Origin of the sequence: Carboxylicivirga taeanensis, from assembly GCF_051851475.1 — a bacterium.
Lineage (GTDB): Bacteria > Bacteroidota > Bacteroidia > Bacteroidales > Marinilabiliaceae > Carboxylicivirga > Carboxylicivirga taeanensis.
This window is the reverse complement of the sequence record NZ_JBPUSJ010000007.1, coordinates 47,211-70,004: the sequence shown is the minus strand read 5'-3', so window position 1 is coordinate 70,004 and position 22,794 is coordinate 47,211. Positions and strand designations below refer to the sequence as shown.

Genomic DNA, 22,794 nt, shown 5'->3' with positions numbered 1-22,794 from the left:
ATAGCTTATCTAGTTTTATCAAATCCCTCAATATCAACTGCTTTATTTGTACTTAATTCATGTAAAATAGTTTCTAATTCTACCGATAATTCCTTAAAATGTTCATTGAACTCCGGTGCTTCATGTTTAAAATCCAGCTCAGCCTGAATGGCCAGTTTGTAGAGTTGAGAAGCTGAGATGGTGCCGGCAATGCCCTTAAAGGAGTGCAGCATTCGTTCTGCTACTTCTCTATCTGCTTCCCGCACATTGTTGAACTCAGCAATAAAATTAATGTGGTCGAAGTAAAAGCGTTGCAGCAGTCGTTTAAAAAAGTCCCACCTGTTGGCGAAGCGCTTAACGCCATCATTCACATTAATTCCTTTAATTTCAGGAAGGTTATTGGCTGAGACCGGCAGTTCAATCACTGGCTTTTCTACAATTGTAATGGGTTTTCGCTTTCGCTGAGCACTCCCTCTTCGTCTTTCAACCCATTTAAGAATTTTTTTATAGACCTGTTCTGGATCGATTGGTTTGGCAATCATATCTACCATGCCAGCATTGAGGTATTTCTTTTTGATTCCTCCAATAGCATCGGCTGTCATGGCTATAATTGGCAAACTGGCGTGTTCCTCCATGGCTAATATGCCTTTGGTTGAGTCAAACCCGTCCATTATTGGCATTTGAATATCCATTAAAACCAGGTCGAAGTAGTTGGGGCCACTATCTTTAACGGCAGCAATGGCTTCTTTGCCGTTCGATACAACATCTACCTGAACGCCTGCCAGTTCAAGCAGCTCAATCCCAATTTGCTTATTGGTTTCATTATCCTCCACCAGCAGAACTTTCACATCCTGCTGTTTTCGTAATTCATTGAGGTAGAGCCCAGGTTCTTTTTTACGCCAGGCAGATTTGGTTTTTTCTTTGCCAAATGCTTCCAGGCACGCATCATGGAGGGTGGAGAAATTAACCGGCTTAATAATTGAGCCCACGTCTTTATTGTTGATGAACGACTGGAGGTCATTATCCTGCCCAAAGGCGTTGATGAGCACGAGAATCGGAATTTGTTTGGTATTGTTGATGTACAAATCCTGAATGGCATGCTTAAACTTATCCCCGGGTATATTCCAATCTGCAATAATCAGGTCTATTGAGTCGTCCTGATGACTTTCCACCAGCTTTATTACTGCAGCGTCACAGCGTCGGAGCAAGGTCACCTTAAATTTTAACAGCTCCAGCATATCCTTGGTGATGGATGAGGTGACTGGTTGGTTATCAAGTAAAAGGACGTGCTTGTTTTCGAGGTCGGCAGGAGGAATAAGGAGGTCGCGTTTTTGAGCAGCCTGCTTACCGGCTTTTACGGTAAAGAAGAAGGAGCTGCCTTCTCCATAGGTGCTTTCAACCCATATGCGGCCACCCATTAGTCCCGACAGACGCTTGCATATGGCGAGGCCCAGTCCAGTACCGCCATATTTACGTGTGGTGGAAACATCAGCCTGAGAGAAGGAGTCAAACAGGTATTCCTGCAATTCCTCTTTAATGCCTATGCCAGAGTCTTTTACCTCAAAAAGTAGTTCTACTTCGTTATCATCTTCCTGTAGTACCAGAACACTGGTGATAATCTCACCGCTATTAGTAAACTTAATCGCATTGTTAACCAGGTTAACCAGTATTTGAGAAAGGCGCAGGGGATCGCCAATCAGGTTAAGCGGAACATCGGCATGCAGCGCATAAATAAAGTCAAGCCCTTTTTCATGTGCTTTATAGGCTACCATGTTGCTCAGGTCGTCAAATACCTGTTCTAAATCGTAACCAATGTTTTCTATTGATAGCTTGCCTGCTTCAATTTTAGAGAAGTCCAGTATGTCGTTAATAATGCCGAGGAGCGATTTAGAGCTTCCCTGTATTTTTTTAAGATAGTCGGTTTGGCCGGGGTTAACTTCTTTTTCAATTGCCAGGTGTGTCCATCCTACAATGGCGTTCATAGGAGTTCTTATCTCGTGGCTCATTCTTGCCAGAAAATCACTTTTGGCTTTAGTCGCAGCTTCAGCGGCATCTTTAGCTTCTTTAAGCAGGGCGGCATCTTTTTCTTTAGCAATAGCAATCCCAAGCGTTACGGTGTAAGCTCTGAAAATAGCTCTGTGGGATTCGACCCATGGCATGCCCTTATCGGTGTTACCAAAACCAATAAATCCCCAGAAGGTGTTGCGGGCAAATACAGGCACTACCAGCAGGCTTTCAAGGCCCATTTCATTAAACAGGAATTGCTCTTCTTCAATAAAATCATCTTTAAACCCACTGATGTCTTTTTTATCGGATAGAGAGTGGAACCAGCGAGAGCCAATTTGGCTGTATTTTATCTCGTTCAGGTTGTTTCTTTCAATTGGCTGTATCTCATCTTTTTGCCACTCATAGAAGTGCGATGCTGTTGGCTGATTATCATTGATGACCTCGTTTTTAAAAATAAATGAGTGATCGACCATGGCGCTTTGCGCAACTATCCGCAGTGATTTGCGAATGGCTTCTGCCGAATCCTGGTTGGCGATGAGTTCTTTAACAGCTTCGGCAACCCCTTCCAGAAAACGGTCGCGCAACATCACCTCAGAGATGGCTTCCTTGGTGGCGGTTACATCAATCATTACTCCCTGCAGATAATGACCCCCTTCCCGCTGCTTAACCGACATGCCTTTCTCGTGCAGCCAGCGCATTTCTCCCCGCACATCGGTAATGCGGTATTCAACTTCATACGAGCGGTTTTTTGTAACAGCCTGCTTGATGGTGTCCAATACACGTTCGCGATCGTTTTCAAAAATTAAGTTGGTAAATGATTGAACACCATCTAAGAAATTTTCTGGTTCGAAGCCAGTTACTTTGCTGAATCCGCTGCTCAAAAACAGCATGGTTCGGCTATCGTCAACTAACCCGGTGTATACAATTCCCGGAACATTGGTCACGATGTTTCGATAGTTTTCGCGACTTTTTTCCAAATCCCGCAAGGCTTTGTTCAGCTCCGTAATATCGGTCGATATCCCACAGATGGCCTGTACTTCTCCGCGTTTGTTTCTAATGGGGAATTTATTCGATAAGAAATAGCGTTTACCTGTTCTGAGCTCTATTTCCTCTTCGTAATGTACCGGTACTCCGCTGTTAGTAACTTGTAGGTCAACTTCGCGCCACTGCTCTACAGGCTCTCTATGGAACAGCGATTCGGCTTTTTTCCCGATTACCTCTTCCTCTTTTAAGCCTACCTCGTCGCACCAGTTTTGGTTGACCAGTGAGTAGCGGCCTTCGAGATCCTTCACATAAATTAAGGCTTTGGAGTTGTTGATGATGTCTTCCAGCAAACGTCTGTTATCTTCAATGGCTGTTTCGGTTTGGCGCCTTTTTCGTTCATCGGAGGTTATCGTAAAAATAAAGAAGCGCATGACCAAGAGGCCGGAAATGATTGCAACAGCTACTAAAACCACTAAAAAACGGAGGCTTAATTCTCCCCATTTGCTGAGCATTTGCGATTGGCTGGCAGCTGCTTTTTCAGCATTTTGCAGCAGAGTCAAGGCGTTGTTTTGCAGGGAGAGTTGAACATTTTTGATGTTGTTCATCAAATCAAGTGTTCGCATAATGCCTTGCTCGTAATGGCGCAGGTCAGCTCTGAATTCTCTCATGACACTTCTGGCCTCAATATTATTGACGTGGTTCTCAATAATAAATGTTTGATTCAGGATGCTGTCGAACCATACTTCCAGGGAGTCGCGTTTAACCACCCCAAAATTATCATTCTCAATACGGCTCTCCATATTGCGAATGGCCACAAGCAGGGCCTGCGCCTGGTTGTAATGTTCTAATGTGTTGTTTTTTGGCTTTCTAACTTTTTTAGCCCAGTTTTCGATAAGTTTTTGCCGTTGAGGCTCTTCTTGTTTAATGGCATTATAAACGCTGTCTGTTTTTCCAGTCAATTTGATCCGGTAGCTGTGAAGCGACGCATATAGCTTAAAATCTTTATTGAAGGCAGTTATTAAATCCAGCATGGGATTAAGTATCTGCTTGGTTTGCGGGTTGGCTTCGGACTGATTGATGTTCTGTAAAAGCGTGCTGATGTTATAGGTTAATGAATCAACATTTCTTATCAGTGCTGTGTCGCCCGAAATGATGGCCCGCTTCTCATTTAAGCGAAGGTGAAAGATATTATTTTGTAGTTGATTAACTTGCTCTGTGCTGTCCACAACAAATGAAAGGCGCCTTATACCCTTAATACTGAGAAAGGAAACTACAGACATTATTAGTATTATAATGGCAAATGCAATTACAACTTTCTTTTGTATTGAATTAGCCACTCCCCCTAAATTAAGATGCCCCATGAGGTAAAGTTTTCTTTTATATTTGGCCCATAAAGATACGAACAATTTAAGCGCCTGAAAAACGGTTAATTGATTATAACGGTTTATGCTTTTATTAGTTTGTTCTTCATGTGGCTTTGTTATTTTTGAAAACCGTATTAAACAACCTTGTTAAGTGCTACTATGAATTGTTTCAGAAGCTGTTGCTTTTTTTTAATCCTGTTTTTTTTCTGCTCCATTGGCCACGTGCATGGGCAATCCAATGCGCCAAAGCATGAAATGAGAGGTGTTTGGGTCGCCACTGTGGCTAACATTGACTGGCCAAGTCAACCGGGACTATCTGTTAAACAACAAAAACGGGAAGCCAATGAAATAATAATGCATTGCAAGCAGTTGGGACTTAATGCAATTTTTCTTCAGGTAAGGCCGGCTTCAGACGTTCTTTATTCCTCCGTTTTGGAGCCTTGGTCAAAGGTATTAACCGGACAGGCAGGCAAAAACCCCCGCTACGATCCTCTGGAATACTGGGTGAAACAGGCCCATCGGCAAGGGATTGAGTTGCATGCCTGGATTAATCCATATCGGGCGTCTATGAACCTGACAGATGACTTGCCACAGGAGCATCCTTATCATACAACACCCGAGATGTTTGTTGAATACGGTAACAAGCTGTATTACAACCCCGGGCATCCTAAGGCCAATATCCACATTAACCGGGTTGTTAAAGAGCTGTTGCTCAATTATGACATTGATGGTCTGCACATGGATGACTATTTTTACCCGTATCCTATTCAAGGGCAGCAATTTCCTGATTCAACCTACTATCAGCGCTATGGTAAGGGAGCGTTTGACCAAATCAATGATTGGCGTCGGGCCAATGTTAATAATACAATCCGTTCTATACATGCCACTATAGAGTCGACTAAGCCTTGGGTGCAGTTCGGAATCAGTCCTTTTGGTGTGTGGCGCAATCGCAGTGATGATCCACGTGGGTCTGATACAAAAGCTGGTACATCCAATTACGATGGCTTGTATGCCGATGTTCTCACATGGATGGAAAATAAATGGGTGGACTACATCGCTCCGCAAATTTATTGGGGGACATCACATCCACTGGCCAACTACAATGTATTAGCTTCCTGGTGGAATAATAACCACTACGATGTGCCAGTTTATATTGGGCACGGAATTTATAAGATTGGAAGTGATAAGCCCGATTGGCAGGACCAGCGGCAACTGCCAAAACAAATGGAGGTGGTGCGAAATGCGTCCAATCTCTCCGGAAGTATTTTCTTTAGTTATAAACATCTAAAGCGCAACCTTTTGGGGCTGCAAGATTCGTTAATGACAAACTTTTATAAATCCAAGTCTGTTGTGCCTTCAGGCGCATCAGGTGAGGCGAAGGCCGTTAATGGCGAAGTAACAAAACTTAAAGCCAACAAACGACGAATTAAGTGGAAATATGTGGGAGACAACAAGGGTGAGCCCTTGAAGTATCTGATCTATAAATATCACCCTAAAGATGCATTTCAACCCGATAATCCTGATTTTATTTACGATGTGAGCTATAAATCAAAATATAAACTGCCTAAAAGACAGTCGAAAAGCACGGAGGAGTTTTTGATACGGGTGACTGTTTTAAATGCCTACAATGAAGAAGGCACCATTTGCGCTCCTGTATTACTCAGGTATTGAAATGGTGTTCCGTTTTCTTCATTCGTACGCAGATTATCTGGCTGATGAACGCAAGTGATTAGCCTGATGGTTGCCCTGCAGTAGCAGATGAGTTACACAAAACGGTAGTTGTTTTGTGAGCAGGCTACTTCAGCATCCCTTGTTTCCGAAGAGTTTCCTCAACATCTTCCATTTCCTCATAGAAAGCTTCACCATATTTACGGATGATGGGTTCTTTAAGGAATTTATACACAGGAACTCCCAGGTGACTCCCTAACTCACGAGCAGGATGGCAGATAGGCCAGGTGTGGTAGTTAAGGCCTTCAAAATCGGGGTATTTGGTTACCCTGATAGGGTAGAGGTGGCAAGAAACAGGCTTTTTAAAATCGATAAGCCCATCCTGATAGGCCTTATCAATGGCGCACTTGCAAATGCCTTTATCATCAAAATACGTATACACGCATTCTCGGCCATTGATAATTGGGGTGACTTTATCGCCGTCCGAATCAACAATCCACTTGCCTTGTTTTTCAATTTCTTCAATGGCCTTTGGCAGGAGATAAGGCTTTATAAGCGGATAAATGTCTTCAAGAATGGCTGTTTCCTCCTCTTCAAGTGGTGCGCCAGATTCTCCTTCTACACAACACTCCCCCTTGCATTTATCAAGGTTACAAACAAATCGCTTCTCAAAAATATCTGTGCTAATTATCTTATCATCAATCTGAATCATCGCGCCATTTTAAAATTAAAGTGGTGCAAAGATAGAAAAATAGCTTAAAGTCATTTCATATCGTTTTACCGGGACTTATCATTGTGCTGTTTTTCTGCCTAGACCAGTCCCCAGAAGGTAAGTGCTACCAGAGCAATGAGTCCCACCAGCCAAACAAAGCTATACATCATCCAAACCAGTGTCATTTTAAAGAAGGTGTTGAGCCATTTTCGGTGGTAGAGCTTTTTCGCGCCAATAATCTGGTAGGCCGGTACTAAAAGATAAAGGTATCCTATCCAGCTCACAGACTGGTTCTTAAAAATAAGGTTGACGGCAATTACAATGACTGTTATCGTAAAAATAAAAGAATGAATGTTTAAGGAAAAAATCAGGTGCCCAATGTAGAGTTTTCGGGTTCTGAAAAAGCTAATCCATAAAAAAAAGGCAAAAATGGGCATAAAAAGAAACAGGGACCATGAGGTAAACTGATACAGTTTATTGATGTACAGTTCCGGATAGTCTTTGATCATTTTTGAGGTTTTGGCATACTTAGATTGGTCATTCTCCAGGGTGTTTTTGAAATTGTCTACCAGTTTATCCAGTTGGTCTATATCGGTTGAATCCAGCTCAGTGCTATCCAGTTCTGCCTTTAGTTTAGCCCTTGTAGCCACGTATATTGAGTCGTTACTGGTGTTAACGGAGTCAACAAGAGCGGCTAGTTCTTTCCCTCCCGTTTCCAGAGTGTTTTTTGCCTGGTGGTAGTTGCTGCTAATGGAGTTATTGGTTACAACAGACATGAGCAAAAACATTACGAAGCTAATAAACAGGTAAAAGCGAAACGGAGGCATGTAGCGTGCGCGTTTACCTTCTAAAAAATCAAGCGTTAGACGACCGGGTTTAAAGAGGATGGTCACCAGGGTTTTCATCAATCGTGTGTCGAAGGTGATGATGGTTCCCATAAAGTCGGCAATCATAAAACGGATGGGGCGTTCCAGCTCTTTAACCGATTGTCCGCAGTTGGAACAAAATTTACCATTAAACTGGTGATCACAGTTTTTACAAGTGATGAATTCGGGCTCAACTGGCTGGTTAGATTCAGTCATAGTTTCAAGTAAGAGGGATTAGAATGGCCATAAAAATACATCTTATTGCCATTTTGACAAATGACATACGGTGTTCAAAAATCAAATATTAGCTGAACCAATAGCAGTCCTCCTTTTCATTAATTGCTATCTTTGGCCAAATTTTTACCCCTCTCTTATGAAACAGCTGAAGCCGATAATGTTTGTTGGTACCTGTTCCGATGCAGGCAAAAGTATCTTAAATGCTGGCTTTTGTCGTATTTTAAAACAGGATGGTTACGCACCGGCGCCTTTTAAGGCTCAAAATATGTCATTAAACAGCTATGCTACTCACGAAGGGTTCGAAATAGGTCGCGCCCAGGCTGTTCAGGCCGAGGCTTGTGGAATTCCCTGCCATGTGGATATGAACCCGGTGTTGCTAAAGCCCAGTGGTGAAATGATGTCGCAGGTGATACTAAATGGGAAACCGATAGGTAACCGCTCGGCTTACGAATATTTTCGCAAAGAGGATAATGCCCGGCTTTTTGATGAGGCCTACGCCGCTTTTGAGCGCCTGGCAAGTCGTTATACGCCTGTTGTAATGGAAGGAGCTGGCTCAATTTCGGAGCTTAATCTTAAAAAACGGGATATTGTTAACATGCGTATGGCCTTGCGAACCGGTGCCGATGTGTATTTGGTGGCCGATATAGAGCGAGGTGGCGTGTTTGGTAGTGTGTATGGTTCGGTAATGCTTTTGGATGAAGCAGAACGCAAGCTGATTAAAGGGATTATTATCAATAAGTTTCGCGGCGATGTGCGTTTATTCGATGAAGGGCGGCAAATTATTGAAGAATTGACAGGAATTCCGGTTGTTGGCGTGGTTCCTTACCTGAAAGATATTTACATAGAGGATGAAGACTCCGTAGTGCTCGAAACGCGCAATAAAACAGCCCTTGAAGGAAAAGTTAATGTGGCAGTAGTGAGGTTGCCACAGATGTCCAACTTCACCGATTTTAATGCCCTGCAGTTTGATGAGCGCGTGCATGTCTACTATTCATCCGATCCGGGGCAAATTGAAAAGGCGGACATTGTAATTTTGCCGGGTTCGAAAAGTACCATCAAAGATTTACAGTTTATAAAAGAAAAAGGCATTCCCAAGCTGTTGAGACAAATGCGTAATGATGGAAAAGCAATTATCGGCATTTGTGGTGGCTACCAGATGATGGGTGAACAGATTAAGGATCCTGAGAATATAGAAGGCCACACTTCCTCCATTGAAGGTATTGGCTTATTGCCGATGGAAACCGTGATTACAGCCGAGAAGAAAACCGTTCAACAGCAGTTTACTTTTTTAGATGAGAAGCTGCCTTGCCTGGGATATGAAATTCATATGGGGCAAAGCACTGCCAGAAATGCGGTTGTGCCCCTGGTTAAAACTCAAGATGGCCATTCTGATGGTATTTATCTGGATGATAAATGTTGGGGGACTTATATGCACGGCATACTCGATAATCAGGTAGTTATTGACAGCCTTGTGGCCAGTTTTACTTCTGCTGCTGGAAACGCATTTTCATATCATGAATTTAAAGAACAGGAATATGATCGCCTGGCGAATCACCTGCGTCAACACCTTAATATAAAAGCTATATATAAAAATGCCGGTATTGCAGCTCAATAAAGCAGGGCAATTTGCCCATGGAAACGATGCTTATCGATTTCATCATGATATTTTTGCAGATTTTAGTACCAACACCTGGTATCAGGGGCCGGACCCGGCCTTGCTCGATTATTTGAAAGAGGAGCTCGGTTGTATAGCTAATTATCCTGAACTTCAAAGCGAGTCTTTAACCGCAGCTCTGGCCGATCATCATCATGTTGCCAGTGATCAGGTGTTAGTATGCAATGGTACGGCCGATGCCATTTTTTACATAGCTCAGTCGCACACCAAATCCCATAGCCGGATAATTTCGCCCACTTTCTCAGAGTACGAGCATGCTTGTCAGGTTTATGGGCACCAAGTTAGTTTTTGTGGTGCTGGCTTTTTGTCTGAAGGAATGAATACACCTCAAGGGTTATTCTGGATTTGCAACCCCAATAATCCTAGCGGAGAGATCTTTGGAAAAGAACTGTTGCAGGGCCTGGTGAAAAATAATCCACAAACCACTTTTGTAATCGATGAAGCCTATGCAGATTTCTGTATCGAAGATGTTTCGATGATTCCAATGATTGGTAAGTATAAGAATTTGCTGGTGCTAAAGTCGATGACTAAAAATTTCTGCGTGCCTGGCCTAAGGTTGGGGTATGTACTTGGTCATCAAAGCCTCATTTCTCAGCTTCGTGCCTGTCGACCACCATGGTCGGTGAACAGCCTGGCGCTTAAAGCAGGAGCGTTTGCCCTGAGTAAGCCTTTAATTGATGAGATGGCCTTGTTAACCTACCTGAGTTTGTCAAAAGAGTTTAGAACCGAGCTTAGTGGCATTGCAGGGCTGGAGGTCGGCTCTTCGGCTACCGGCTTTTTTTTAGTAAAAACGCCAATGCTGGCAGCTGAATTAAAGCTGTTGCTAATCGAAAAATATGGGCTTCTGGTGCGCGATGCCAGTAATTTCAGAACATTGAGTGATTACCATATCCGCCTGGCCACACTCTCTCGCGAAAAAAATACGCAGCTCGTGCAAGCTTTTAAATCAATTTTTTAATGATGGAGAATGTTGGTTTGCTATCGGGAATAGCGGTGTTGGTGGGCTATATTTTTGATTTGTTAGTGGGTGATCCGGTTAAACTGCCACATCCGATAGTGTATTTTGGGAAGTCAATTTCTTTTACTGAGAAACGAATGAATCGAGGTAAGAGTCGGTTAGTGAAGGGGATGCTCTCCAGTATATCTTTAATAGTAACGGTCTTCCTGTTGTTTCATTTTTTAATGATGTGGTCACTCCAGGCAAGTCTTTGGTTGTATGCACTACTAACTGCCATCTTTTTCTTTTATGGCCTGGCAAATCGTACCCTAATAACAGAGTGCATAGATGTTTTTAAAGCGCTTGAGTTTGGAGGTGTTGCTGCGGGACGCAAGCAAGTTAGTCGAATCGTGGGGAGAGATACTTCTCAATTAACCGAACAGGAAATTAAAAAGGCTGCTCTCGAAACCATGGCCGAAAACCTGAGTGATGGCGTGGTAGCTCCCCTATTTTGGTATGCCTTATTGGGTATTCCGGGTATGATGGCTTATAAAATGATCAACACCTTGGATTCGATGATTGGGTATAAATCCGAGCGCTACTTACTATATGGTCGGGTAGCCGCTTATATCGACGATGTGGCAAACTATGTGCCAGCCCGCATAACAGCATTTCTAATGGCAATGGTTGTTTTTTCTATCCGGGCCTTGCGCTTTATTGTGAAATTTGGAAGCAAGCACAGTAGCCCCAATGCAGGCTATCCGGAAGCGGCCTTAGCAGGTATTCTTAATGTGCGCTTTGGTGGGCCCAACGTGTACCATGGTCAGTTAGTTGATAAGCCGTTTATAGGAGAAAACGACCGCCTGTTAACTCAGCAAGATGTATATATTGCTGCAAGGGTGAATCATTTGGTTTGTCTTTGCAGTGTTTTATTGGGGATTGTAATCAGGTACTTAATAATATAACTATGATAAAGCTGGATAATTTGAATATACAGCCCATTCATCATGAAATGGGTGAGGCACTTCAATACAAAATCGATCAGAAAGCAAAGCCAATTGGCTCCTTGGGTCAAATGGAGCGAATGGCCCGACAGATTGGAATGATTCAGGGGACCTTGTCTCCGGCATTGAGCAAACCCGTGATGCTAACAGTGGCTGCTGACCATCATATTTGTGAAGAAGGAGTTAGCCCTTGTCCTGTTGAAATAACCTGGCAGCAGTGTCTTAATTTTCTCGACGGAGGCGGAGGAATCGGCTTGTTTTCGCAGGAGTTTGGTTTTGATCTTCGGGTAGTGGATGCGGGTGTTGATTATGATTTTAAGCCTCATCCTAAACTTATTGATGCCAAAGTGAGGAAAGGAACGCGCAACTTTCTAAAAGAGCAGGCGATGACCTCTGATGAGTGTTTGCATGCATTGAATAATGGTCGGAAAATTGTTGCTCAATTGGCCAAAGAAGGGACGAATGTGTTGGGGTTTGGAGAAATGGGTATTGGAAATACTTCGCCTGCCTCTGCGTTGTTATCCGTTTTAACAGGGTTAGATCTGGAGAATGCCGTTGGCCCGGGTTCGGGCTTAACACCTGATGGGGTTCAGAATAAAACACGCGTAATAAGAGCGGCCATTGATAAACACGGTATCTCAGAAGACCCAATTGAAAACCTAGCTCGATTTGGAGGCTTGGAAATCGCCACTATCGCGGGGGGAATGCTTGAGGCAGCTGCTCGGAGGATGGTTATTATTACCGATGGCTTTATAACCACCTCGGCGTTGTTGGCTGCACACGCCATTGAGCCCTTGGTGGTTGAGTATGCTTTTTTCTCGCATCAATCGCAAGAGCAGGGACATAAGCACATGGTTGACTACTTGAAAGGGGAGCCTATTTTGGATTTGGGTTTTCGCCTGGGAGAAGGAACCGGTTCGGCCGTAGCCTATTCTGTTATTAAAGGCTCGGTTGCCATGCTAAATAAAATGACGTCTTTTGATGAGGCGGCTATATACAACACGGCCAACGACGGTATTAGAATAGATTAGAAAAAGGATTGAAGGCAGTAGAGAGGCTGATTTGGTATCAAATCGGCCTTTTTTGTAGATGGTTTAGCGGATCGGATATAAAATCTGGGTCCAGGCGTTAACGTTTTCTGGCATTCCTCAAAGGATACTCAGGTTGTCTAATAGCCAATCTTCTTAAGAGCATGGGCGCACCATCCTAATAGCAGAAATGATACAAACTCAATATTAAGTCAGAATAGTTACATATTTCAGTCATATTAAACTTGTTAAAAATCGAATTTAATTTGAGTTTAGTATGAGTTTAATATGACTTTACTTTGAGTTTAATCGATTGTTGGTATGTCACAGATACTGGCAATACACTTTTTATTTCATTGTGCATTCGTTCATTCTTCTTTCGGCTTAAAGAATTAGTACTTTAAAAATGAGAATGGGATACAAAAAAAGGGAAAGATTTTCACCTTTCCCTTTTTGAGTGGTGCCACCTGGAATCGAACCAGGGACACACGGATTTTCAGTCCGTTGCTCTACCAACTGAGCTATGGCACCGAGTTATTTTTACAACGTAAAAATAACATAAACAATAACCCTTTACCCTTTTATATTAATAACCTGTCCCCACAGGCTATTAACAAACCCTAAAATCAGCCTTACGACTGGTGGTGCCACCTGGAATCGAACCAGGGACACACGGATTTTCAGTCCGTTGCTCTACCAACTGAGCTATGGCACCAATCTTTGTCAAACCCCCGCGTATCGGGACTTTTCGTTGCATCTCTTCCGAATTGCGGTTGCAAATATAGGCAAAGATTTTATATCACAAAAACATTTTTCAATTTTTAGTGTTGCTTTTCTTTGTCGATCGTGTGAATTTGCCTGATGTTTAGTATTTTTGCACCCTCAAAAAAAAATGATGGAACATCAAATATATACTTTGCAAAATGGGATTCGCGTTATTCACCGTCAGGATAAGTCACCTGTAGGGTATTGTGGCCTCATTATTAATGCCGGCTCGCGCGATGAGAAAGATAGTGAGCATGGGATGGCTCATTTTATTGAGCATGTAATTTTTAAGGGAACCAAGAAGCGACGGGCGTATCATGTTCTGAGTCGCCTCGATGATGTGGGTGGAGAATTGAATGCCTATACCACAAAGGAAGAAACCTGTATCTATGCGTCTTTTCTGAAGCAGGATTATGAACGAGCTATCGAATTGATTCATGACATTACCTTTAATTCTACCTTTCCGCCAAAAGAACTGGCAAAGGAAAAGGAGGTTATTGTTGATGAAATAAACTCTTATAAGGATAGTCCGGCTGAGTTTATTTTCGATGAGTTTGAAGAAATGCTCTTTAAAGGCGACCCAATGGGACGCAATATACTGGGAACAGAGCAGAAACTGAAAACTTTTGACGTGCCCATGATACGCCAGTTCATGAAGGCGAACTACAATACCGATCAGATGGTGTTTTGTTCGGTAGGCAACGTGTCATTTAAAAAAGTGGTGAAGTGGGCCGAGAAGTATTTTAGCGATGTTGAAGAGAGCATCCGCACTTTTGATCGGCCGGTTGTGGGACAGTACATTCCTGAGTCGCAGACAATCGAACGTGATACTCACCAGTGTCACGTAATGATTGGTAATGTGGCTTATGATTTTAAACACGACAGGCGGCTGCATCTCCACCTTTTGAACAATTTGTTGGGCGGACCAGGTATGAATTCGCGCCTGAATATGGCGCTAAGGGAAAAAAACGGAATCGCATACAATGTGGAGTCGAGTTATGCGCCTTATTATGGTACCGGAGTGTTTAATATTTATTTTGGCACCGATGAGGAGAACTTGATGCGTTCCTTTGGTATTATCGATCGTGAGCTCAAGTTGTTGCGCGATAAATCATTGGGAACGCTGCAATTGCATAAGGCTGCCCGGCAGTTGAAAGGCCAGATCACAATATCGTCTGATAACCGGGAAAACCTCATGTTATCAATGGGTAAAAGCTTTTTACTATACGATCAGATTGATGATTTGGATGTTATCTACAACAAAATTGATTCGATAAAAGCGGCAGAACTGCAGGAAGTGGCTAACGATATTCTGAACCCCAATCGTTTATCCTATTTAATTTACAAGTAAGCATGACCAATATATCTATTGATTTAGAACAGTATGTACTGAACCATATTGATGGTGAAAATGAAATTTTAAGCGATCTGAATCGCCAAACGCATATCAAAATGTTGCAACCGCGTATGTTGAGCGGCCATTTGCAGGGACAAATCCTTAAGATGTTTTGCCTGATGATTAATCCGCAAAACATTCTGGAGATTGGTACTTTTACTGGCTATTCGGCAATTAGCATGGCGCTTGGCCTGCGCAAAAAAGGTGCAACAATCGACACAATTGAAATTAATGATGAGCAGGAGGAATTTATCAGCTCATTTATTGAGAAGGCAGGGCTTAGTGATGTAATCAACCTGCATATTGGCAGTGCGATTGATATTATTCCAACCCTCAATAAAACCTACGATTTAGTGTTTATGGACGGCGATAAGCGTCAATACCGGGAGTACTATCAATTGGTGATGAATCAATTAAATCCGGGCGGCTACATTCTGGCCGATAATGTCCTGTGGGATGGCAAAGTGGCGCAGCCTTTGGACCCGAATGATACTTATACAAAGGAGATATTGGCTTTTAATAAAATGGTTCAGGAAGACGAACGGGTAGAGAAAGTTATTCTGCCTTTTAGAGACGGTATTTCTATTATTCGAAAAAAGTAGAACCTTTCTTTCTGATTTGTGTTTAAATGCAGAACTCAAAACCATCATTTATGCGTACAGCAATTTTTTATGGCTCATCTTTAGGCAACACTCAATTTGTAGCAGAAAAAATACATCAGCTACTGCCAGGGGCTGACTGCTTACCTGTTAATAACCTTACAGTAGCCGATATACGTAAGTACGATAAAATAATTTTAGGAACGTCAACCTGGGGGCTTGGGAATTTACAGGATGATTTTGAGTTGTTTGTTGATTTATTGCTGTCGATAGATATGTCGGAGACTACCTTTGCGCTTTTTGGTCTGGGAGACCAGCATACCTATCCCGATACCTTCTGCAACGGGATGGGTAAGCTCTACCACCTGCTTAATGAGAAAGGCTGGAAGATCATTGGTCAAACATCGGCAGATGGCTATGATTTTTCGGAGTCTGAAGCTTTGATTGGTGATGAATTGGTTGGACTGGCCCTCGATGAGGATAATGAGCCCGACCTTACCGATGTTAGAATCCAAAAATGGGTAGAGCAGTTGGGATTTAGTTAGTATTTCATTAACAGGGGTTTAGTCTAAAAAAATCTCGCGATAGTCTTATTAAATTCGCCATAAATCAATTTTTCAAGCAAAATTGATTATTTCATCATACATTTATTTGTCCATGATCAGATGAAACAAATCTATGTATCTTAATGAACAGATAAATAAAGGCGCCACCTCCCTTCGGGAAGTATTTTGTTATTTACTGGATAGTCAAGGTAATATTATTCGTTATCATGGAGATTTTATTACGAAGGGTCTACTTCAAGGCAATAAGAGTGTTGCTGAACTTTTACCGGACCAGGTTCTGAAAGATTTCTACCGGTTTACGAACGATTTTGATACACGTTTTCATTGCAGCCTGCAAGTTTGCTTTGATAATGAGGTGTTGGAAGTTAACTGCTGCTTTTCTAAAAATGGGGATGGTACCATTGAGTTGAAAGGTTTGATGGACGAAAACGTTGAATCAAACAACTTAATTCCTATTGATAAACTGCCATACCCCATTGCAGTAGTGAAAAAAAGTGGTGAGATCAATCAGCTGAATCGGCCCTTTATTGATTACTTTATTGAAGATAAAGTGTTTGTTAAACCACTTTTTATTCAGGATATTATAAAAACGAATATCTTGTCTCCCGAGCGCTTTGATTATCGAAAAATGATCAAGACGGACGCTAACTCAAGAGCGGTTCTATGTCATTATAAAGGTGCCGAAAACAACCAAACATTTCTGCTCAATTTGATCCCTGTAAATGGCTCTGATGAGACTTTGTATATGGCCAGTATCAAAGATTTAACTCAGTTTATTGAGGTGCAGCAAAACCTGGAAGATCAAAATCAGGAGCTGTGCAGACAAGTGCAGGAAGAGTTTGAGCTGAATAGGTCGTATGAACTGGAGTTGCTGAAAAAAAACAGGTTAGAGTCGCTTGGAGAGATAGCTTCTGGTATTTTTCATGAGCTCAATCAGCCCCTTACACACTTAAGTCTGAAAATAGATAATATGCTCGAAAGCTGGCAAAGAAATGAAGTGACAGAAGAGTATTTGCGAAGTAAGACCGAGCAAATTCAACGGCAAATTCAGCGCATGAGAGGTATCATTGACGAGATGAAGCAGTTCTCATGCATCCCCGACAGCAGAGATGAAATGGTAGATGTAAAAACAGTGCTTAACTGCGCTTTGGAGGATGTTAGTTATTGCTACGTTGCTGGGATGATTCTGGTGGTTAATCAAGTTGCTGATGTCACGATAAAAGGAACAGCTAATGAGTTGGAGCAGGTTTTTGTAAACATTATTACGAATAGTATTCAGTCTTTGCGGCAAAAACAAACTGTTGATAAGCAGTTTAAGCCAAAACTTGAAGTAACCATTAAAAAGAACGAGGAGCGCGTTACGGTTGTGTTTATTGATAATGGATTGGGTGCGAGTCAGAAAGAACTTGAGAATGTTTTTAAACCCTTCTACACAACCAAAAAAGATGTTGGAGGTACCGGCCTGGGCTTGTTCATCATTAATAACCTAATGCGCAAAATGAATGGAAGTATAGCTCTGGAAGCAGAGGAAGGACGGTATTTTAAAACAACACTTTCATTTCCCGTTGTTGAAAATTAACAAGGGTTTATTGAAAGTAGATTCGGAGATGTTAAGAATAGTCTAATTCTCTAATATATGTCGGTATCAACAGGCACTAAAACAATGTATCAATGAAGTATACGATTCTGCTTTTTGAAGATGAAGTTGAGCTCCAACAAGAAATCAAAGACAGCATTGTGCTTGATAAAGTTGAGGTGTTCACTTTTGATTCCTGGGCTTCTTTCAAAGAGGTTAAGTTAGATAGTGTGCCCCGGCTGGCTATACTGGATATTAATTTGCTTGATAAAGATGGACTAACCATTTTTTATGAGTTAAGGGAGCGCTATGCCGAGATTGAAGGCATTATCATTACAGGGCAGGCCAGCCTTAAAAATGCTATCGCCTCATTGAAGCTGGGCATCACAGACTTTATTGAGAAACCTTTTAGAAGTAAAGAGTTAAGAGACTCAATTGAGCGGTGTGAGAGTTATAAACAATTTCGGATAAAGAACTATGTGGTTGATCGACAGTTTGAGGAATCGCGAAAGAAGTTTGAAGCCCATTGGGGGATTGAATTTATTGGCGTAAGTCAGCCCATTAAAGAGATTAATTCACTAATGAAAAGAGTCGCTCAGGCCGATATGACATCTGTTATGATTACAGGTGAGAGTGGAAGCGGGAAGGAGTTAATAGCCAGGGGGATACACAGTATGAGTGATCGGCGAGGCGCACCATTTTATCCGGTTAACTGCACCGCCATTCCCGATTCGCTTTTCGAAAGTGAGTTTTTTGGCTATCAGAAAGGTGCTTTCACCGGGGCCCTGTCGAATCATGAAGGATGGTTTGAGCGGGCAAACGGAGGTACCTTGTTTTTGGATGAAATCGGGGATATGAATCTGTCCTTACAATCGAAATTATTGAGAGTGCTGGATGAGCGGAAAGTGAATCGTATTGGGTCACACGACATGATAGCGGTGAATGCCCGTATTGTTTGTGCTACCAATAAGAATTTGAAGCAAATGATTGAAGATGGTCAATTCAGGCTGGATTTGTATCACCGTTTAAATTCATTTCATATTCATATTCCACCTTTAAGGGAGCGGCTTGAAGATATTCCTGTTTTGGTTAATCACTTTGTTCGATTCTTTTCAGAAATGCATAATAAAGGCAGTGTTAGCCTGCACTCAAGGGCAATGAATTTGTTACTTAATCATCATTACCCTGGGAATATCCGCGAATTAAAGAATATCATTGAAAGGGCCATACTGATGTGTGATTCAAATGTCATTAAGCCCAGACATCTTAACTTCACTGAGTACAGTAATGGAAGTAGAGGGCATGAGGTTGATTATAGTTTGGAAGCAGTTGAGAAGCAAACCATTCTTAAGGCGATGAAGGTGTGTAGTCATAATAAAACCCACACGGCCGAGAAGCTGAATATAACCAGGCAGGCCCTTAACCGAAAGCTTAAAAAGCATGGCATTGAATAGAAGCGACCGTTTTTGGTCGCTTTTTTGTTTTGCTCACTTTCGTTTTTACAACACTTCTAACTTGTGGTTAATCCTTCACGTATTGCAAGTGCATTCCAATGGTGTCCAATAAGGGTCATTTTATTTTAAACTCCACTTAAGTTTTGTAATTGCCTATATAACAGTCGTTAACATACTGTTACCTGCGTTAGTACAATACATAGCCGGCCGAAAATGGTCGTTTTGCTGTGGCTCAAAGTAATTCGGATGCACATAACTAACAGATAGTCAGACATTAATGTTGTTTGGTGCTGATTTTGAATGGTGCTGATGACCTAAAATAAGGATCGCCACAATGAAACGATACACACACCCCACATTTGTAATCATCTGCCTGCTTATAGGATTTTTGTTTAATAGCCAACTAATGGCTCAGGGACAGAATACAGCTAGTTTGTATCAGGAAGGTGAAAAGAATCAAGCCGTTTTAAATCAGCTCGGGAAAGCCCATATCCATCAAGTTTATCAGCAAGGAGTGGGCAATGAAGTTGTTGGAGAGATTAGTGGAGCAAACAACCGTGGAGAGCATATTCAGCTTGGAGATATGAATATGCTGGATATCAGGCAGTCCAATACTGGTCATTCGGCCAATACTTACCAAACAGGCGAAGGGAATGAGATAAGTATAAAGCAAAGTGACGCCTATAATAAGGGAAGTAATACAGCTGACGTCTATCAGGATGGAGTTGCTAACAAAGTGAAAATAAATCAGAGACTCCGGAATAGTTTGGTTTTCATTAATCAAGTCGGCGAAGGTAATGAAGGGGATGTCTATCAATATGGAGATGGCAGCCATATCAATAATGAAGTGTACTTGATGCAACATGGAGACTATAATGCAGCCGAAGTGGATCAGTTGCGTCAGCAGCAGTATGCCGATATCGAGCAGTACGGGAGTTTAAATGAGGTCAAGGTCGTTCAGAAAAGGGGGGATTTTAATACCACGGAGCTTTGGCAAAATGGGACTTCCAACCGAATTGATGTCAGTCAGCAGGGGAATAGTAATTATTCAAAAGTTTGGCAATCAGGAAATAACAATCAGGCAATAATTAGACAAATACAGTAAGAATTAAATTAATCGCTAACATTTATTTACCTAAAACAGATTATCATGAAAAAATTGATTTTAACAAGTGCCCTTAGTGTACTCGCTCTTGTCGCGTTTGCTCAGTCAAATACATCGACAACTAATCAAACAGGTTCTAATAATAATGCAACAGTTACACAGACTGGTACTAACTCTACTGCAACGCAGACCATTGTTGGAGATAACAACACAACAGAGATTACTCAAAGTGGAGATTTGCAAACTGCTATGCAGACTGTAACAGGCAATAATAACGAAGCATACACTACACAGTCAGGCAATGAAAACTACGCTGCAACTACTCAAACTGGGGATCTTAGTAAGGCCACAGTAACTCAGTCTGGAAGTTTCCAGCAGGCATATGTTAACCAAGATGGAACAGGAGTTGCATTAAATGAAGCCACAGTAACTCAGTCTGGAGAATCACAGTTGGCTAATGTTGATCAGATGGGCGCAGGTAATGTTGCCAATGTAACTCAATCGGGTCTCGACCAAGTGGCCGATGTTGACCAGATGGGAACCGGCAATACAGCAACTGTTATGCAAGATAAGCCATGGGAAGGAATTGGAGGAAATAGTGCAGTGGTCTACCAGAATGGTGATGGTAACAACGCTGATATTCATCAAACAGAGCAGTGGAATGAAGCGACTGTTAACCAGCTTGGTGTTGGTAATGATGCAATTGTTGACCAGAATACCCCAGTCAAAGATCCTGAAATCAAGAATATCGTTACAATCGATCAGGACGGAGAAGGTAACTATGCGAAAGCATGGCAGGATGGAACTCGTCACATAGCGGATATCGACCAGATTGGTAACAATAACTCAGCTACAACCGAGCAGTGGGGTACCGATGAGGTTGCTCCAAATAATACGGCTATCGTTTATCAGGAAGGAAATGATAATACAGCTACAGCATTGCAGAGTGGTATGTATAATGATTTTGTAAGTATTCGTCAGGTAGGTGATGAAAATGAAGCTTACACGACTCAAGAAAATGACGGGGCTGAATGGCAGAATCCAAACAATGAGATTTTCATTGAGCAGACAGGTATTTCAGGTCTTGTAACAGTTGATCAGAGTGGAAACTTTAATGATGCATTTGTTACTCAGGGCGGATTTGATAATGAGGCAGTGGTAGATCAGCATGATGGTTCTTACATGAACGTTGCCACTATTAGTCAAGTAGACTTCCCTTCTAATAGTTTTGCCAAGGTTGACCAAACTGGTTCTTATAACCAAGCTACAATTCTTCAGGATGGAGTAAACATTGGGTCGACAGCTGAGATTTATCAGGCAGAATCTGGCAATGTTGCAAGCATTCATCAGAACAACCAGGATAATTATTATGGAACTTCTTCTGCAATGGTTTACCAAAATGTTGGGACAACAAATTCGGTTGCTACAATTAATCAGGATGTATTAGGATCTGCTAATGAAGCACTAGTTGACCAATTCAATGCTGATAATGTAAATGCTACCATCAACCAATCAGGACATGATGTTGGTACTGCTACCATCCAGCAAACAGGTACTGGTCATGTTGGTACCATCAACCAGTATGGTCTTTACACGCCTTTAAATACAGCTGTATTACAGCAGGGAGCTAGTAATAATACTGGAACGATTACTCAGACAGGTGGAGGAAATAATGCATTAGTTCAGCAGAACTGGCCATAATATTTTAAGTTATCAGGGAGTCCTTTCAGGACTCCTTGATTTTTTACTTCGATGAAATCAGAGTATTCCTGCGTAAATGGTTGGTAATTCATCAATTATATTTATGCACTTCTTTTTTTTTAAGTTATTTTACCTTAAATTCACAATTATGAAACCATTGCTAGCCGTATTTTTTTTAGCTGTAATTTTTGTTTACAGTACCAATGCGCAGGAAGAAAGCGTTGCGAGTGTGAATGAAATGGTGATTATTCAGCAGGTAGCTCAAAATACCGGTGTTAATAATTCCGTATTTATTGCTCAGGTTGGAACCGGTGGGCTTGTTGATGCAACCCAGGCTGGAGAGAATAACTATATTCATGTTATTCAGTTAGGGGCAGGAAATACTACAGATATTGTGCAGGAAGGCGATAGAAATGTGGTGTTTAATAAATTTGTTGGTTCTGATAACAGCTTAAAGAGTCTCCAGGTAGGAAATGATAACACTCAAAATATTATTCACTTGGGAACAGATACCCATCATGAGGTGACTCAGATTGGTGATGGACATAAATTCACTTATAAAACATATGGTAATGCCCAGGGGGTGGTGGTTACACAAGAAGGTCCCCCAATATCAATAACTGTTGAGCAAGGGCAACAAGGAACTTTGTAATGAACTATTTAAGGCGAGGAATAATTGTTTGGTGTATGTGCTTATTAGTACAGCATTTGTTGGCACAAACCAACCCTCCCGATACGGTGAAAAAAAACATAAAGACAGCTCCGGACGCGTTAATAGAAATGGTCAAGGAGTTTGAAAGGCAAAAAGAGGAAGCAAAAAAGAAAATAGACGTTCACATTGTTGATCCGCCGCCTATGGAAATAGACGGCATTGTTATGGATGAAACTATGTCGAAAGCAGGGCGAGATTTTTATGAAGTTTTTTTTTCCAGTTGGGTAAAGCCCAAGGATTTTAAAAACTATTATATAAAAATTAAAGAGCGGCCATTTCGTATGAATACGACACTTATTGAGGTGTATGTAAGTGAAGTTTTAATTTATCAGGCAGTGCTTAAAAGACGATATGATGACATTGTGGATATGGTCAAATTAGCAAAAGATTACACCTTGGCATACATCAATAAACTAAAGCAGGATAAAATAAATTTGAGGCAATCATATTTTTAACTAA

Annotated in this window: 17 protein-coding genes and 2 tRNA genes; 14 read left to right on the top strand and 5 right to left on the bottom strand. The window is 41.7% G+C overall.

Going from position 1 to position 22,794, the window contains the following annotated elements; all coding sequences use genetic code 11:
* Positions 1 to 5: 5 nt before the first annotated feature.
* Positions 6 to 4,331: a response regulator gene (locus ACSX1H_RS12050; protein WP_439184245.1), complete on the bottom strand. Its 4,326-nt coding sequence runs from the start codon at positions 4,329 to 4,331 to the stop codon at positions 6 to 8.
* 258 nt (positions 4,332 to 4,589) lie between these two features.
* On the opposite strand from ACSX1H_RS12050, the gene ACSX1H_RS12045 reads away from it, so the two are divergent.
* The gene (locus ACSX1H_RS12045) at positions 4,590 to 6,005 is read left to right on the top strand and encodes a glycoside hydrolase family 10-like protein (RefSeq protein ID WP_439184244.1); all 1,416 of its coding nucleotides are present in this window, start codon (positions 4,590 to 4,592) and stop codon (positions 6,003 to 6,005) included.
* A gap of 124 nt (positions 6,006 to 6,129) precedes the next feature.
* Here the strand turns inward: ACSX1H_RS12045 and ACSX1H_RS12040 are convergent, their stop codons facing one another.
* Together ACSX1H_RS12040 and ACSX1H_RS12035 are read right to left on the bottom strand one after the other, a co-directional pair.
* Positions 6,130 to 6,714 (bottom strand): DUF3109 family protein, encoded by a 585-nt coding sequence (locus ACSX1H_RS12040; protein WP_439184243.1) that lies wholly within the window; start codon positions 6,712 to 6,714, stop codon positions 6,130 to 6,132.
* Positions 6,715 to 6,812: 98 nt separating this feature from the next.
* On the bottom strand, positions 6,813 to 7,796 hold the full coding sequence (locus ACSX1H_RS12035) for a DUF3667 domain-containing protein (protein ID WP_439184242.1): 984 nt from the start codon (positions 7,794 to 7,796) through the stop codon (positions 6,813 to 6,815).
* A 157-nt stretch (positions 7,797 to 7,953) separates the two neighbouring features.
* Between ACSX1H_RS12035 and ACSX1H_RS12030 the strand changes: the two genes are divergently transcribed.
* The 4 genes from ACSX1H_RS12030 to cobT are packed head-to-tail and all read left to right on the top strand — an operon-like array spanning position 7,954 to position 12,464.
* The gene (locus ACSX1H_RS12030) at positions 7,954 to 9,432 is read left to right on the top strand and encodes a cobyric acid synthase (RefSeq protein WP_439184240.1); all 1,479 of its coding nucleotides are present in this window, start codon (positions 7,954 to 7,956) and stop codon (positions 9,430 to 9,432) included.
* Positions 9,410 to 10,450 (top strand): pyridoxal phosphate-dependent aminotransferase, encoded by a 1,041-nt coding sequence (locus ACSX1H_RS12025; RefSeq protein ID WP_439184239.1) that lies wholly within the window; start codon positions 9,410 to 9,412, stop codon positions 10,448 to 10,450. Before ACSX1H_RS12030 ends, ACSX1H_RS12025 begins: the two co-directional genes overlap by 23 nt.
* Complete coding sequence (cbiB, locus tag ACSX1H_RS12020) at positions 10,450 to 11,394, top strand: adenosylcobinamide-phosphate synthase CbiB (protein ID WP_439184238.1); 945 nt, start codon at positions 10,450 to 10,452, stop codon at positions 11,392 to 11,394. Before ACSX1H_RS12025 ends, cbiB begins: the two co-directional genes overlap by 1 nt.
* A gap of 2 nt (positions 11,395 to 11,396) precedes the next feature.
* Entirely contained in the window at positions 11,397 to 12,464 is a 1,068-nt protein-coding gene (gene cobT / locus ACSX1H_RS12015; protein WP_439184236.1) for a nicotinate-nucleotide--dimethylbenzimidazole phosphoribosyltransferase, read from the top strand.
* A gap of 455 nt (positions 12,465 to 12,919) precedes the next feature.
* Here cobT and ACSX1H_RS12010 read toward each other — a convergent pair.
* Positions 12,920 to 12,992: transfer RNA gene (locus ACSX1H_RS12010), tRNA-Phe, on the bottom strand.
* A gap of 108 nt (positions 12,993 to 13,100) precedes the next feature.
* Positions 13,101 to 13,176: transfer RNA gene (locus tag ACSX1H_RS12005), tRNA-Phe, on the bottom strand.
* A gap of 177 nt (positions 13,177 to 13,353) precedes the next feature.
* On the opposite strand from ACSX1H_RS12005, the gene ACSX1H_RS12000 reads away from it, so the two are divergent.
* The 9 genes from ACSX1H_RS12000 to ACSX1H_RS11960 all read left to right on the top strand — a co-directional run bounded on the left by ACSX1H_RS12000 (position 13,354) and on the right by ACSX1H_RS11960 (position 22,790).
* Positions 13,354 to 14,577 carry a M16 family metallopeptidase gene (locus tag ACSX1H_RS12000; protein WP_439184234.1) on the top strand — a complete coding sequence of 408 codons (1,224 nt, stop codon included), beginning with the start codon at positions 13,354 to 13,356 and terminating at the stop codon, positions 14,575 to 14,577.
* A 2-nt stretch (positions 14,578 to 14,579) separates the two neighbouring features.
* On the top strand, positions 14,580 to 15,224 hold the full coding sequence (locus ACSX1H_RS11995; protein ID WP_439184231.1) for an O-methyltransferase: 645 nt from the start codon (positions 14,580 to 14,582) through the stop codon (positions 15,222 to 15,224).
* 50 nt (positions 15,225 to 15,274) lie between these two features.
* Positions 15,275 to 15,766, top strand: a complete 492-nt coding sequence (locus ACSX1H_RS11990) for a flavodoxin (RefSeq protein ID WP_439184228.1) — start codon at positions 15,275 to 15,277, stop codon at positions 15,764 to 15,766.
* Between the two features lie 133 nt (positions 15,767 to 15,899).
* Positions 15,900 to 17,366, top strand: coding sequence for a sensor histidine kinase (locus ACSX1H_RS11985; RefSeq protein WP_439184227.1), 1,467 nt, complete (start codon positions 15,900 to 15,902; stop codon positions 17,364 to 17,366).
* A 92-nt stretch (positions 17,367 to 17,458) separates the two neighbouring features.
* Complete coding sequence (locus tag ACSX1H_RS11980; RefSeq protein WP_439184226.1) at positions 17,459 to 18,817, top strand: sigma-54-dependent transcriptional regulator; 1,359 nt, start codon at positions 17,459 to 17,461, stop codon at positions 18,815 to 18,817.
* Positions 18,818 to 19,151: 334 nt separating this feature from the next.
* Entirely contained in the window at positions 19,152 to 19,922 is a 771-nt protein-coding gene (locus tag ACSX1H_RS11975) for a hypothetical protein (RefSeq protein ID WP_439184224.1), read from the top strand.
* 45 nt (positions 19,923 to 19,967) lie between these two features.
* Complete coding sequence (locus ACSX1H_RS11970) at positions 19,968 to 21,623, top strand: hypothetical protein (protein ID WP_439184223.1); 1,656 nt, start codon at positions 19,968 to 19,970, stop codon at positions 21,621 to 21,623.
* 148 nt (positions 21,624 to 21,771) lie between these two features.
* Entirely contained in the window at positions 21,772 to 22,275 is a 504-nt protein-coding gene (locus tag ACSX1H_RS11965) for a hypothetical protein (protein WP_439184221.1), read from the top strand.
* Between the two features lie 86 nt (positions 22,276 to 22,361).
* Positions 22,362 to 22,790 (top strand): CsgE family curli-type amyloid fiber assembly protein, encoded by a 429-nt coding sequence (locus ACSX1H_RS11960; RefSeq protein WP_439184219.1) that lies wholly within the window; start codon positions 22,362 to 22,364, stop codon positions 22,788 to 22,790.
* Positions 22,791 to 22,794: the final 4 nt, after the last annotated feature.

Bases quoted from the DNA above. Each gene is read 5' to 3' on its own strand.
- ACSX1H_RS12030 (WP_439184240.1), top strand. From the start codon at position 7,954: ATGAAACAGCTGAAGCCGATAATGTTTGTTGGTACCTGTTCCGATGCA.
- ACSX1H_RS11970 (WP_439184223.1), top strand. From the start codon at position 19,968: ATGAAAAAATTGATTTTAACAAGTGCCCTTAGTGTACTCGCTCTTGTC.
- cobT (WP_439184236.1), top strand. From the start codon at position 11,397: ATGATAAAGCTGGATAATTTGAATATACAGCCCATTCATCATGAAATG.
- ACSX1H_RS12045 (WP_439184244.1), top strand. From the start codon at position 4,590: ATGAGAGGTGTTTGGGTCGCCACTGTGGCTAACATTGACTGGCCAAGT.
- ACSX1H_RS12040 (WP_439184243.1), bottom strand. From the start codon at position 6,714: ATGATTCAGATTGATGATAAGATAATTAGCACAGATATTTTTGAGAAG.
- ACSX1H_RS11980 (WP_439184226.1), top strand. From the start codon at position 17,459: ATGAAGTATACGATTCTGCTTTTTGAAGATGAAGTTGAGCTCCAACAA.
- ACSX1H_RS11990 (WP_439184228.1), top strand. From the start codon at position 15,275: ATGCGTACAGCAATTTTTTATGGCTCATCTTTAGGCAACACTCAATTT.
- ACSX1H_RS12000 (WP_439184234.1), top strand. From the start codon at position 13,354: ATGATGGAACATCAAATATATACTTTGCAAAATGGGATTCGCGTTATT.
- cbiB (WP_439184238.1), top strand. From the start codon at position 10,450: ATGATGGAGAATGTTGGTTTGCTATCGGGAATAGCGGTGTTGGTGGGC.
- ACSX1H_RS11965 (WP_439184221.1), top strand. From the start codon at position 21,772: ATGAAACCATTGCTAGCCGTATTTTTTTTAGCTGTAATTTTTGTTTAC.
- ACSX1H_RS12050 (WP_439184245.1), bottom strand. From the start codon at position 4,331: ATGGGGCATCTTAATTTAGGGGGAGTGGCTAATTCAATACAAAAGAAA.
- ACSX1H_RS11975 (WP_439184224.1), top strand. From the start codon at position 19,152: ATGAAACGATACACACACCCCACATTTGTAATCATCTGCCTGCTTATA.
- ACSX1H_RS12035 (WP_439184242.1), bottom strand. From the start codon at position 7,796: ATGACTGAATCTAACCAGCCAGTTGAGCCCGAATTCATCACTTGTAAA.
- ACSX1H_RS12025 (WP_439184239.1), top strand. From the start codon at position 9,410: ATGCCGGTATTGCAGCTCAATAAAGCAGGGCAATTTGCCCATGGAAAC.
- ACSX1H_RS11995 (WP_439184231.1), top strand. From the start codon at position 14,580: ATGACCAATATATCTATTGATTTAGAACAGTATGTACTGAACCATATT.
- ACSX1H_RS11985 (WP_439184227.1), top strand. From the start codon at position 15,900: ATGTATCTTAATGAACAGATAAATAAAGGCGCCACCTCCCTTCGGGAA.